Raw genomic sequence first — 12471 nt, forward strand, 5'->3', positions numbered from 1 at the left:
TCAAGAGAGATATCACGGCTCTCTTCTGCGAATTTTCCCAATTTGATTAATCGTTTATATGGAAATTACAAATTGACTTTTGTTCGATGATCAAATTTCATCGAATCAAATGATTCAGTATCGACGTTCATTAATCTTCGGTTGCTTACAAAACAATGCCAATAATCGCCTTGTTTGTGCTTTATTGGGGCCCCCACCGATCGTGGGCGTAAGGCGCAAGGCCGGACGGAGTCTTGCGCCGGGTCACGGCGTAGTCCAAAGCCGCGATATCTGAAGATTATTCCAGCACCCGTCGTTTCCTCCGAACTCTCAATGAACCCTGACAGCGTCCTGTTTCTTTCTCTGGATTCATGCCGTCATGACGCCTTCGCGACAGCTGACGCCCCGGCGTTGAACGGCATTGCGCCGGTACGCAGGGCGCGGGCGCCGTCTCATTTCACCTATGGCTCTCACGCGGCGATGTTCGTGGGTTTCACGCCAGGCGTGGCCGAGGAGCAGACCCCTTTTTTCAACCCGAAGTTCGCGCGGCTCTTCCGGTTGAACTACGCCGGGCATCCGGGCGCCGCGCCACCTGGCTTCCTGTTGAGCGGCGACAATATCGTAGACGGCTTCCGCAATGCCGGTCATCGCACCATAGGCACCGCAGCCATGGGCTGGTTTGATCCAGCAACGGCGGTTTCGGCTGCGCTAAGGCGCGGCTTCGACGCGTTCCACTTTGTCGGCCATCAAGGCGTCGCCGCTCAGGTCAACTGGATCGATGAACAGTTGGAACACGCCGGCGAGCGCCCCGTGTTCGTCTTCGCCAATATCGGGGAGACGCATGTGCCCTACCACTATGAAGGCGCGCCATGGTCGCGGGACGACAATCCCTGCGTCCCGTTCCAGACCGAAGATCGTTCCGCAGAGTGCCGCCGTCGCCAGATCGCCTGCGTGGAATATGTCGACCGCCAGATCGCCGGGCTGATCGAACGCTTTCACGGAGCGACGATTCTGATGTGCGCCGATCACGGGGATTGCTGGGGCGAAGACGGCCTGTGGGAACACGGTGTTTCGCATGAGATGACGCTGACTGTGCCGCTGGCGATACGGTATCGCGGCCAGCCGCTCTAGACCCCGGCTATGATCCTGCGCAGATAGGCGCCGTAGTCGGCAGCCCCATAGGCGTCGGCCAGTCGCTCCAGGGCCGCGTCGTTGATCCATCCCATGCGCCAGGCGACCTCTTCGGGACAGGCGATCTTGAAGCCCTGGCGCTGCTCCAGGGTGCGGACGAAGGCGGCCGCGTCGTGCAGGCTGTCGGGCGTGCCCGTGTCCAGCCAGGCGAAGCCCCGGCCCAGCCGCTCGACGCCCAGGAGCCCCTGCTCCAGATAGACGCGATTCAGGTCGGTGATCTCAAGCTCTCCGCGCGATGAGGGCTGCAAGGCCGCGGCGATCTCCGGCGCTCGGCCGTCATACAGATAAAGACCCGTCACCGCCCACGAAGAACGAGGCTGACAGGGCTTCTCCTCGATCGAAAGCGGGCGCCCCTGCGCGTCCATCTCCACCACGCCATAACGGGTCGGGTCGGCCACATGATAGGCGAACACGCGAGCGCCCGCTCCGAACTTCAACGGCGCCGCAGCCTGGGCGAAGACCCGCCCAGCCCCTTCGCCGTAAAAAATGTTGTCGCCAAGGATCAGGGCGGAAGGCCCGCCATTCACGAAATCCGCGCCCAGCCGATAGGCGTCGGCCAAACCGCGCGGATGGTCCTGAACGGCGAAGGACAGGTTGAGGCCCCACTGCCCCCCATCGCCGAGTTGAGCCTGAAAGGCGGACCGGTCGCGCGGCGTCGTGATGACTAGAATCTCGCGGATGCCCGCCAACATCAGGGTCGTCAGCGGATAGTAAATCAGCGGCTTGTCATAGACAGGCATCAGTTGCTTGGAGACAGCAGTGGTCATGGGATGCAGGCGCGAGCCGGTCCCTCCGGCCAGGATGATGCCCTTCATCAGCGCAGATTCCCTTGCAGCCAGGCCTCGACCAGATCCGGGACGGCGGCGCGCCAGTCATGGAGGGTCAGGCCGAAATCAGACACGATGCGGCTGCTGTCGAGCCGTGAGTTCAGAGGCCGGCGCGCCGGGGCCGGCCAGTCGGTCGAGGCGATGCCCGTCAGAACCGGACGAGCGACGCCGACACGCGCGCTCCAGGTCTCGGTCAGGGCCTCAGCCACCTCCAGCCAGGTCGCATCCGTCGCCCCCGCGTAGTGATACAGCCGGGCAGGCTGCGCCAGACGCGCGGACAGGCTGAGCGCGCACAGGGCCTCGGCTAGGTCATCCACAAGCGTCGGACGCCCTGACTGATCCTGGACGACGCGCAACGCCTCGCCCGCACGGGCGCGTGACAGGATCGCACCGACAAAACCGCCCGAAGACAGAAGCCAGGACGTCCGCACCACCAGCCCATCCACGCCCGACGCTATGACAGCAGCCTCTCCGGTCTGTTTGCTGCGGCCATAGGCGGACAGGGGTGCGGGCGGATCGCACTCGACATAGGGAGCGCCCTTGCGGCCATCAAACACATAGTCGGTCGACAGATGAATCAGGGCGCCGCCGCTGTGGCGCACGGCAGCGGCGATCAGGCCCGGCGCATGACCGTTGACGGCCAGGGCCTGTTCCGGCGCCGCCTCGGCCGCGTCTACCGCCGTCCACGCCGCCGCATTGATCACTACAGACGGGCGGATGCCGGCGAAGGCCGCCTCAATGGCGGCGCCGTCCGTGATGTCCAGATCCCGTCGAGCCAGACCCACGACGGGACGATCGTCGCGTTGCAACGCAGCCAGGGTCGCACGACCGACCTGTCCTTCGGCGCCGAGAATGAGGACGGGTCCAGACATCAGCCCGCCCAGTTCGGGGGCGGACGAAGCCGGGAAAAGGGCCGCGACAAACGATCGAAATGCGCATTGAACCCTGGGTCACGGCCGAAACGCGCGCCCCAGCGGTTCCACAGCAGACGTGAGGCGGTTTCAGCGCGCGCCCGCCGCGTCGCATCCGTGTTGAAGCCGCGCGATTTGGACTCCAGATGATAGAGGGTCGCGTATGGGTCATAGAGGACTTTAAGACCCTCTGCCTGAGCGCGCAGGCACAGATCGACATCATTGCCCTCGACCGGGAAGCTGGCGGAATCGAAGCCGCCCAGGCTGCGGAAGACGTCCGCACGGATCGCGATACAGGCGCCCGTCACCGCCACACAGGCGTGCTGCAGGGCGTGACGACCCAGATAACCGCCGTCGTCGCCGCTATCCCCGACTCCGTCGTGAATCAGGAAGGAAGAGACTTCTTCGCGCGCGACGAAACCCGCATGCTGGATCGTGCCATCCTCATACAGCAGGCGGCATCCGACGACGCCGACCTCTGGACGCTGGGCCTGGCTGACCAGTTCATCCAGCCAGTCAGGCGTGCGCACCACGGTGTCGTTATTGAGGAAGACAAGAACATCCGCATCCGTCTGGGCCGCCGCAAGATTGTTCATCAGGGCCCAGTTGAACTCGCCCTCGTACGGCATGATGCGCGCGTAACCCGACGCTTCCAGCTCCGTCAGATAGGCGCGGGTTTCCGGCGCCTCGCTCTGGTGGTCGATGATCAGCAGCTCAAACGGCGTGATATTGGTCTTGCGCGCCGCCAGAAGACTGTCGACGCAGGGACGCAGCAAATTGAGCGCATCCTTGGTCGCGATGATGATGCACGCTTTCGACGCCTCTGGTCGGCGTCGGATACGCACAGCGCCCGGCAGCCTGACACCCAGCTCATCCTCATAGGCCACGACCTGAGCGCCATCGGCGCGCGCATGCGCTTGGACAGCCTGACGCCATAGCTCTGACGAAGGCTCATGGGACCACCGCGTCAACAGAACCCGGGCCACATGATCAATCACGCCGTCAGCCGCGCTGAGCCGCAGCATCAACTCACCGACGGCCTCTTCTCCTGCAGCGTCGTTCAGCCCATGCGCGCGCAGAACCTCGGTTCGGACTGCGGCGCACTGCCCTACATAAGGCGTCTGCAGCAGCAGGTCGCGATCGAAGCCAGGCTTGAAGCAAGGGTCCACGCGACGACGCAGAGCAGGATCCTTGTCCTGTTCGCCGTCCAGGAACCGGTCCTCATCGAAATAGACGGCCTGAATTCGCGGGTTGCGATCCATGCGCGCGCAGATACGGCGCAGCGCGCCCGGCGCCAGTTCATCCCCTGCGCGCAACAGCAAACACAGATCGCCCCGTTCACCGACCTGTTCGATCGCCGCCATCAAACGTCTGGCCAGCGCTGGTTCCGTGACGAGATGCACGGATACGCCGTTCAATCCCTGCCAATTGCAACGATTGCGCATATCCTCAGCCAAGGCCGCCTGCCCTTCGGCAACGACGAGAGCAACCGACAGGCGTTCGAGCGACGACGTCTGCGCCAACAGACTGCAGAGCGTATCATCGAGTTCGCGTCCCGATGCGCCCACAGCGTCGATTACGACCAGACTGCGTAGAGACGAGGGAGGGGCGTCCATGCCCGTGTCGCGCCAGCTCGGCGCATAGGCTTCATAATTGGAAAGCGGCTGCGCCACACCAGCCTCGACCCAGGGCATCCGGGCCTCAAGACGCTCAAGCAGGGCGCGCACCTCGGACAACTCACGCGCGGCGGCCGCCATGTCATCCAGCAAAGGCTCGTTCCGCTGCAAGTGAACACGCCCGAGCACCACGCCCATGACTCGGATGTCAATGAGGCCGCCCCGCCCGCGCGTGACATCGTCGGGCAGATGGAATTGGAAACCCGCCCTTCCACCACCGGCGCCGAACCGATCCTGAATATCACGGCGGAACAAGTCCGCAGTTACAGACTGATAAAACGCCCCGTCCGCCCACACCTCGACTTGAGTGGGTTCATCAAGATGGTCCAGGCGCACGGCCCAGCCTCGGATCAGATGACCGTCCACCTGCTCCACGCAGCCATCGATCACCGCATCCGCTTCCAGACGCGTCAACTGAGCCGGCCCACCGATCAGATCAACGCTGACTAATTTCGTGAAATGGGCGTCGCTAAAGAGGAGCCAGTAGATCCGGGCCCAGGAAGGCGGCGCATTGCAAACCGCTCGCCGCCCTTCTTCCGTCAATGGAAGCCGAGCCGCCGCCCACCTGCGCAGCTCAACATCCGGTATGCTCCCTGCGCCCCCCCACGGTCGCTCGCCGCTCTGCTGGGCGGTACGCAACGGATCCAGAAATTCAGGCGAAGAAAAGAAGGTCTGCACCAGACGGTCTGGCGACCATGTCTGCATCTCGAGAACGGTCTCTTCAGACTCGGCCTCACGGCGCAAAGCGAACCGATAGAGATTTCGGACGTCTTCAACATCCCATGCCAGTGCGTCCGTATCGGCCGCCGTACCTGCCGTCATAAAACTCTATTCCCCCACGAGAAACGACCAGCCTGCCGGCAGACCAGCGTTTCATTCATACGCCGTACCATGACGATCGACCTTTCAGCCAGATCGACGATCCGCACAAATCATCATATAAACCTTGGATATATTACATACAGAAGGGGTTGACGATGCAGACAGGACTTGGTCTGCCGCGTTTAGGGTCGTTTGGCCGCCTTTCCAGACCTCTCGGGAGCCTTTGATGAGTGACAAGATACCGATGCCCCAGGGCATCGCCCGCAGCCTGGCGGGGCTGAGCGCGCCCCTGACCGGCCGTCGTCGCTCAACCCAGGAACTGAAGCGCCAGGCGGAAAAGGCCCGCACCCAGAATGACTGGTCGCTGGACGTGCTCTATCGCCGCCAGATCTGCGAAATGGAACCGGCCAAGCCCGGCGTGTGGATCCAGTACGGCCATGCGCTGAAAGAAGCCGGTTTCCACGCCCGCGCCGCCGAGGCTTACAGCAAGGCGCGCGAGCTGGACGCGAACAGCGCAGAGGCCGCGCTGCAACTGGGTCACCTGGCAAAGATACGCGGCGATTTCGATACCGCTGCGCGTGAGTTCGAGACCGCCCTGTCTCTGGGCCACGCCGCCGCCGACGACATCACCCTGCAACTGAAGCTGTTCCGCCGGATCGACAACAGCGCCATTTTCCGCGGCGCCAATCCCAAGGCGCCCAAGGCGCCGCTGCGCGTCTTCCTCTCGGTGCCCGGCGGCCAGGTGCACGAAGGCGACAAGGAAGCAGCCTCGGCCGGTCTGGGCGCCGCCGACTACTCCTACTCCTTCGCCATGCGCGGCTTCATTCAGGCCTTCGAGGAGATGGAGGTCGATTACACGGTCATCGACAAGCCGGAATACATCTCGGACATCCGCGAGCGTTCCGGTGCAGAGATCAACATCCACCTGGGCTTCTATCCGCCAGAGCGGATGCGGGTGCTGAAAGGCGCCTACAACATCAACTGTTTCGCCTGGGAGTTCGACCGGCTGCGACTGCCGACCGAAGCCTTCAGCCACCACGCCTTCGCCGACCAGGCCCAGATGCTGGATGTCGCGGACGAACTATGGGTCACATCCCAGCACGCCACAGACGCCGTCGCCGCCCAGATCACCAAGCCAGCCACGCGCGTGCCCTCTCCGGTTCTGTCGAACCTGACACGCCGTCCGCGTTCGCATCGCCCGGATCTGCGGGAACTGGAACGCATCGGCCGAGACCTGGCAGGGATCAACTGGGAGCCGCTGAGCATCCTGCCGCGCCTTCAGCCCATGCTGGACAATGCGGCCCGCAACAAGGCCGTCTCACTACCCGCCATCCTCTCCTCGCTGGACGGAGAAGAGCGGCCTGAAATCTTCCTCAGCGTCTTCAACGTCCATGATTATCGCAAGCAGATCGAGCCTCTTCTGACCGGGTTCATGCGCTTCCTGGAAAAGCGCCCGAATGCCCTGTTGCTGCTGAAGATGACGACGCCGCACCGCGCCAAACGTCTGGCCAACCGCATCCTGATGGAAGAGCAGATCGCCGACGCCGGCCGCTTGATCGCGCCCATGGTCAGCGATCGCGTCTGGCTGACTGACTCCGTGTTGACCCGCAATGAGTTGAATCGCCTGTATGATGCAGCCACCTATTATGTCTGCACCTCCTATGCTGAAGGGCAGAACCTGCCGCTGATCGAGGCCATGGGCCGGGGCGTGGTTCCGGTGACGGTCAATCACACCGCCATGAGCGACTACATCTCAGAGAACGACGCCGTCGTCATCCCGTCCGAGCCGCGCCCGCTGGATATCCGCCTGGCCGCCCGCTACCGGATGTTCGGCACGGACACCAACTATGTCGAGGCTGGAGACGTCTGCACCTCGATGGAGCGGGCCGTGACGCTGGATGAGGCAGACTACGCCCACAGGTCGTCGGCCGCATTCGAAGAGGTGCGTAACCAGTTCGGTCTCGCCCCCTTCGCAGAACGCTTCTGGAATACGGTTGAACAGATCAAGGCCCGAGGAGGCCAAGCATGACGCGCAAGGCTGTGCTCGATGTCGGCGCCCTGTTCGAGGAGCACTGGACCGGCATTCCCAACGTCGTGGCTGCCGTGGTCCGCCATGCCCTTGAAGACCAAAGCATCGACTGGATTTTCGCCCATGAGACGGTGCCGCTGCCGCGTGATCTGATGATCAAGTTTCTGCGTCAACGCTCTGGCGCTGGCGGATTGGACGCGCTGTCGCAATTGGTCTGGGACGTCCCGCCGATCCCGCAGGCCGAAGCGGCCGAAATGGTCGCTATCTTCCCGAACATCAAACCGGTGCGCCGCTATTTCGGCAAGGAAGCCGCCATCATCCACGACCTCAGCCCGGTCGTGACGCCGCAGTTCCACAACGCCGATAACATCTTCCACTTCGCCAACCGGATCCGGTCGGATGTGGAGACGTCCGATCACCTTTTCTGCGTGTCGCAAGCCACCCTGACGGACGTCGAGGCCTATTTTGGCAAGCCCCGCTCCGAAATGTCCGTTATCCGCCTGGGTTGCGAGTTCGAGCCGAACGAGCTCAGCGCCGGCGCCCTGCAACTGCGCCCCGAGTTGTCCGTCGAACCGTATGTCGTGGTCATCGGCACCCTGGAGCCGCGTAAGAACGGCAGCCTGATTTTCGACTATCTGATGACCGATCCGGGCTTCGCTTCGCGCTACAAAGTCGTCTTCGTCGGTCGCGATGGCTGGCTGGATGAAAAGAAGCGCCTGATGAAGCGTCTGGACGGCGCAGGCGTCGCAACTGATCGCATCATGTTCACCGGCTTCATCTCCAATGAAGAACGCACGGCCCTGATGCTGAACAGCGCCTTCTGCATCTATCCGTCCTTCTTCGAAGGCTTCGGCCTGCCGGTGCTGGAAGCCGGCGCCATGGGCAAGGTCACCGTCTGCTCCAACAGTTCAAGCATGCCGGAAGTCTTCCCCGAACAGTGCGTCTTCTTCGATCCGACCGAACCATTCGAGTTCGCTCAGGCCCTGCGCACCGCTGAACTACGCGCCGTCCAGACGCGATCAGCCGGACAGTCGGTGTCGGACCTCCTGCAGCGCACGGCCCCACATGGGTGGGAGCGCTGCTATGCAGAAATCGCGCGCTGGGTGAAGGAACAGTGATGAGCCGCTCGCAATACGCCCACGCCCCTGTGGCGGTATCTGAGGTCCTGGTCGAGGGAGGACGCGTCTTCGGCTATGCCGCACCCCAATCCGGCGCATCCTGCCTGCTGCGCCTGTCGGCCAATGACACGCCTATCAGCTTTGCTGTCGCGAGCAGCTTCTCAGACGCAGCCGCCAAGGAAGGACTACGCAGCGGCTGGTGCGGTTTTGAACTGCATGGACTGCGTTCAGCCATCGCGCTGGGCGAGCGAGTCGAGGTAGCCTGCGCGGTGTCGGGGCGCATCCTGAAGTCGATGACGCTCGGCCCGGATGACATGCCCGCCCCCTCTGGCGGAAGCCGCTCGCTAAGCGTCGAAGAGTTGCTGGCTGAAATCCGCGAGCCGCGCTGCTGCCCGAATGTAGAAAAGCTTCTACCCTTTGCGATGAACCACTTCCGTCGCCACGGCGAACAGTCATTCCGCGACATGACCTATCTAACCATGCTGGGGCGCTGGCCGGACAATGCCGCACCTCGCCCGGACAACAAGATCGCCGAAGAAGAAAAGCGCATTTTAGTCTACCTTAAGGACATTACCTCAAGTGGGGAATTCGATATGAAATGGGCCGGTCAATTGCCAGGACCTTACCATCCCGACTTCCGCTTCGACACAACAGGCCTGCTGTAACCTTAAAAATACGGTTGCGTCATGGTGCGCGTCTTGAAGCCCGGTCAAAAGGCCGGGCTTCAATTTTGAGGGAGCGCCAAGGGCTCAGCCTAACGGCTTACCCAAATCTGCAAGCTTGAGATCCAGATGTCGGGCGCTCGCCTGCAACTGCCTGAAGCCGCCAACAATGTGGTAAAGAGAACTGGCTGGCGCCGCCTCATTGATGAAGCCCTTGCGCCCAAGGCGCTTGTCGCGCCACGCCCCATTCGGAGTCAGGTACAGCCACAATGCACGCTGTGCATCCGCCGCATCCGCCACATACCTGCGGCGATCGCCCTCTTTGGCGCTCTCAGCCAGGATCAACGCAGCTTTCATCCACTCCGTCTGCGGCCACAGGCGAGCGCGTTCGCCGCGAGGGCGACCATCTGTATTAATGGCGTCCAAGGCCACCCGGCTGTCACTGACGCCCTTTAGCCCGAAATCATACAGACGACGCGCATGGGCAAGAAGGCCCGCATCACCGCGCAGCCTGGCATGCCGGGCCAGAAGCCAGGCCCATTCAAACTGATGCCCCGGCTCGATCAACCGCCCGTCCTCGCCGGAAGCCGGTCGCCATTCTTCATCGAAGAACTCGCGCAGGAAGCCATCGACCGGATCAATGAAGTGCGTGTGCGCCAGACGCACCACCTCATCGGCCATTGCCCCCCATTCCGCATCGCCCCCGCTCTCTTCCCAGGCGAGACAGGCTTCCAGCAGATGCATGTGGGCGTTCGCCTGATAGGGCCGCTCGCCCTTTTCGCGCCAGCCGCCTTGCGGCAGGCGCTCTGCCTGCAGTTGCTCACGAATCCGCAGAGCCGCTTCTTCAACCTCAGTCGAAACGGCCCGCGCGGACTGCAGAGCCAGCAGTACGAACGCCTGATCGTACAACATAGCGGTCTCGTCCAGCGGCGCGCCGTCGGCAGTCAGCAGCGTGCGGCATAAACCATCCGGGCGAAGATAGTCGGCCTTCAGTCGCTCAACGCCAAGACGGACCGTGCGCCGCCACGGCCCGCTCCACCCCAGACGCCCCGCCTCGGCGTAGGACCATATCTGGCGAGCCTGGACTCGAGCGCGGCGAGCGACCTTCATGACATGGCCGTCCAGACTGATCGCCTCCGCAAAGCGGCCGTCCTCATCCTGGCCCAGAGTAGCCCACAGCGGCAGCGCCGACTGTCGCAACCAGTCCGCAAAGCGGCGCCCGCCAGCCTCAATCCCTTCCGGCTCAGCCTTGCGGAAATCCAAATGCTGGGGGAAGGCGGTTTTCACACGCTCAACCACGCTCTTCACATCCTGGGCGCGGTCCAGGTCGCAGACCAGGATGGCGTCGTCCTCGGCCACAATCGCCAGGTTGCTGACCCCCAGGACGCCGACCAGCACGCCCTCGGGCGCGCGCACCAGGCAGCCTTCAGAGTCTTCGAAGATATGAGATCCGAATTCGCCCTCGCCGGTTTCGGCGATAGCGTCCCATGCGCCAAGGTCCGACCAGGCGAAGTCAACAGCCAGAACCGAAGCGCGTTGCGTCTTCTCCATCACTGCATAGTCGATGGATATTTTCGGCGCATCCCTGAAGGCGTCGCCCAAAACCTGAACATGGCCGGGCGTCAGATCATCCAGCGCCCGCTTGGCCGCATCGGCCACGCCTGGCGCGCGCGCCTCAAGCTCTTCGACCAGGGTGGCGGCCGAAACGATGAAGTTGCCGCTGTTCCATACATAGCCGTCGCGGATGAACTCGGCGGCGCTGTCGCGATCGGGCTTCTCGCGGAAAGCCTTCACCGGCGCCAGACCCGGCCCCTCGGGATTAATATAACCATAGGCGGTCGAGGGCGACGTCGGCTTCACTCCGAGGGTGACAATGCGTCCTTCGCCTGCAGCAGCCGCAGCGTTACGTACGGCCTCACGGAAAGCCTCATGGTCCGGCACATGGTGGTCGGAAGCGACGAAGACATTCACCGCGGCGGCGTCCTGCGTCAGCGTCCAGGCCGCGGCAGCGGCCATGGCGGCGGCCGAATCGCGCGCTTCAGGCTCCAGCAGGATATGAGTGCGATCCTGCAGGCCTAATTGCTCAAGCTGCTCAATCACCCATTCACGGTGGCGCGTTCCAGCCACCACGACCATCACGCCGTCGCCGACCAGCGGCGCGACGCGCATGGCGGTTTCCTGAAACAGCGAGCGATTGCCCGCCAGAGGAATGAACTGTTTGGGTCGTGAGGGACGCGACGCAGGCCAGAGTCGGGTGCCGGAGCCCCCACACATGATCACGGGATAGAGATTCATCGTGTCCTGTTAGTTCGTAAGGCCCCGAATGCGAAGGCTAGGACAGGCTGACGCGAACCGCTAGTGACAGTCTTCAGACAAACAACGTTGGCTGGAAATGACTGAAAGAACAGCGCTCATCGTTCTTGGCATGCATCGCAGCGGCACCTCCTCTGTTGCAGGCGCCCTGACCCTTGCCGGCGCCGCAGCGCCTCAGAATCTCATGCCGCCTGCTGAAGATAATCCGCGTGGTTTCTGGGAAAGCAGCGCCGTCGCCGATTTCAACGACCGGATGCTGACCCGAGAAAACTCGAACTGGCACGATTGGCGCGTCGTTTCGACCCGTGCGCTTGAAGAAGACACGGGCCTGCGCGCTGCAGCTGTGGACCTGTTGCACCAGGAGTTCGGCGACGCTCCCGTCATTGCGCTGAAAGACCCGAGAATCTGCCGATTGTTTCCATTCTGGCGCCGCGCCCTGATCGAGGCGGAATATGCGCCTGTCGTTATCAGTCCTTTTCGTGCGCCGTCAGAAGTCGCCGCCTCTCTGGTGTCGCGCAACACCATGGGACGCAGCCATGCCCTGCGCCTGTGGATGCGTCATATTCTGGACGCTGAGCGCGCCTCACGCGGCCTGCCCCGACGCTTCGTCATGTGGCCCGACTTCCTGAGCGACTGGCGGAGGGATTTCGCCGAAATCAGCCGGATGTGCCCGACCCCTCTCAACCTCGATGCTCAGGCGTCGACCGAAATCGACGCCTTCCTGTCCAGCGATCTGTACCGCCAGTCAGACGCGTCACCCGTTCCGGCGGCTGTCGCCCGCGCTCATGACGGCCTGATTCAGTTGTCTCGCCACGGCGACCATCCGGACCTGCGCAAGACGATGGATGATCTGCGCACCGCCTTTAACCAGGCGTGCGCCCTGTTTGAGGATGCGCCGCGCTGAACCTCGATACGCCTTTCATCGTGACTCACGCACTCTTCG

At 62.9% G+C, this 12471-nt stretch carries 9 protein-coding genes; 5 read left to right on the forward strand and 4 right to left on the reverse strand.

Going from position 1 to position 12471, the window contains the following annotated elements; genetic code table 11:
- Window positions 1-312: 312 nt before the first annotated feature.
- Window positions 313-1110 (forward strand): hypothetical protein, encoded by a 798-nt coding sequence (locus ABE454_RS11700; protein ID WP_346531858.1) that lies wholly within the window; start codon window positions 313-315, stop codon window positions 1108-1110.
- On the opposite strand, the gene rfbA is transcribed toward ABE454_RS11700, so the two are convergent.
- The 3 genes from rfbA to ABE454_RS11715 are packed head-to-tail and all read right to left on the reverse strand — an operon-like array spanning window position 1107 to window position 5406.
- Window positions 1107-1985 carry a glucose-1-phosphate thymidylyltransferase RfbA gene (gene rfbA / locus ABE454_RS11705; protein ID WP_346531860.1) on the reverse strand — a complete coding sequence of 293 codons (879 nt, stop codon included), beginning with the start codon at window positions 1983-1985 and terminating at the stop codon, window positions 1107-1109. The two genes, ABE454_RS11700 and rfbA, sit on opposite strands and share 4 nt — an antisense overlap.
- Complete coding sequence (rfbD, locus tag ABE454_RS11710) at window positions 1985-2869, reverse strand: dTDP-4-dehydrorhamnose reductase (RefSeq protein WP_346531861.1); 885 nt, start codon at window positions 2867-2869, stop codon at window positions 1985-1987. The genes rfbA and rfbD overlap by 1 nt, the downstream gene beginning before the upstream one ends.
- Window positions 2869-5406, reverse strand: coding sequence for a glycosyltransferase family 2 protein (locus ABE454_RS11715; protein WP_346531863.1), 2538 nt, complete (start codon window positions 5404-5406; stop codon window positions 2869-2871). The genes rfbD and ABE454_RS11715 overlap by 1 nt, the downstream gene beginning before the upstream one ends.
- Window positions 5407-5632: 226 nt before the next feature.
- On the opposite strand from ABE454_RS11715, the gene ABE454_RS11720 reads away from it, so the two are divergent.
- From ABE454_RS11720 to ABE454_RS11730, 3 genes are read left to right on the forward strand one after another with little or no spacing between them, the layout of a single operon-like run.
- Window positions 5633-7435, forward strand: a complete 1803-nt coding sequence (locus ABE454_RS11720) for a glycosyltransferase (RefSeq protein WP_346531864.1) — start codon at window positions 5633-5635, stop codon at window positions 7433-7435.
- Complete coding sequence (locus ABE454_RS11725; RefSeq protein WP_346531866.1) at window positions 7432-8553, forward strand: glycosyltransferase family 4 protein; 1122 nt, start codon at window positions 7432-7434, stop codon at window positions 8551-8553. Before ABE454_RS11720 ends, ABE454_RS11725 begins: the two co-directional genes overlap by 4 nt.
- Entirely contained in the window at window positions 8553-9218 is a 666-nt protein-coding gene (locus ABE454_RS11730) for a hypothetical protein (RefSeq protein WP_346531868.1), read from the forward strand. Before ABE454_RS11725 ends, ABE454_RS11730 begins: the two co-directional genes overlap by 1 nt.
- Window positions 9219-9302: 84 nt before the next feature.
- Here the strand turns inward: ABE454_RS11730 and ABE454_RS11735 are convergent, their stop codons facing one another.
- On the reverse strand, window positions 9303-11510 hold the full coding sequence (locus ABE454_RS11735) for an AGE family epimerase/isomerase (RefSeq protein WP_346531870.1): 2208 nt from the start codon (window positions 11508-11510) through the stop codon (window positions 9303-9305).
- A 202-nt stretch (window positions 11511-11712) separates the two neighbouring features.
- Here ABE454_RS11735 and ABE454_RS11740 point away from each other — a divergent pair, with 202 nt between their 5' ends.
- Window positions 11713-12432: a sulfotransferase family protein gene (locus ABE454_RS11740; RefSeq protein ID WP_346531872.1), complete on the forward strand. Its 720-nt coding sequence runs from the start codon at window positions 11713-11715 to the stop codon at window positions 12430-12432.
- Window positions 12433-12471 lie beyond the last annotated feature (39 nt).

Source organism: Brevundimonas diminuta (genome assembly GCF_039673845.1).
GTDB classification, from domain to species: Bacteria; Pseudomonadota; Alphaproteobacteria; order Caulobacterales; family Caulobacteraceae; genus Brevundimonas; species Brevundimonas diminuta_E.

Bases quoted from the DNA above. Each gene is read 5' to 3' on its own strand.
- ABE454_RS11700 (WP_346531858.1), top strand. From the start codon at position 313: ATGAACCCTGACAGCGTCCTGTTTCTTTCTCTGGATTCATGCCGTCAT.
- rfbA (WP_346531860.1), bottom strand. From the start codon at position 1,985: ATGAAGGGCATCATCCTGGCCGGAGGGACCGGCTCGCGCCTGCATCCC.
- rfbD (WP_346531861.1), bottom strand. From the start codon at position 2,869: ATGTCTGGACCCGTCCTCATTCTCGGCGCCGAAGGACAGGTCGGTCGT.
- ABE454_RS11715 (WP_346531863.1), bottom strand. From the start codon at position 5,406: ATGACGGCAGGTACGGCGGCCGATACGGACGCACTGGCATGGGATGTT.
- ABE454_RS11720 (WP_346531864.1), top strand. From the start codon at position 5,633: ATGAGTGACAAGATACCGATGCCCCAGGGCATCGCCCGCAGCCTGGCG.
- ABE454_RS11725 (WP_346531866.1), top strand. From the start codon at position 7,432: ATGACGCGCAAGGCTGTGCTCGATGTCGGCGCCCTGTTCGAGGAGCAC.
- ABE454_RS11730 (WP_346531868.1), top strand. From the start codon at position 8,553: ATGAGCCGCTCGCAATACGCCCACGCCCCTGTGGCGGTATCTGAGGTC.
- ABE454_RS11735 (WP_346531870.1), bottom strand. From the start codon at position 11,510: ATGAATCTCTATCCCGTGATCATGTGTGGGGGCTCCGGCACCCGACTC.
- ABE454_RS11740 (WP_346531872.1), top strand. From the start codon at position 11,713: ATGCCGCCTGCTGAAGATAATCCGCGTGGTTTCTGGGAAAGCAGCGCC.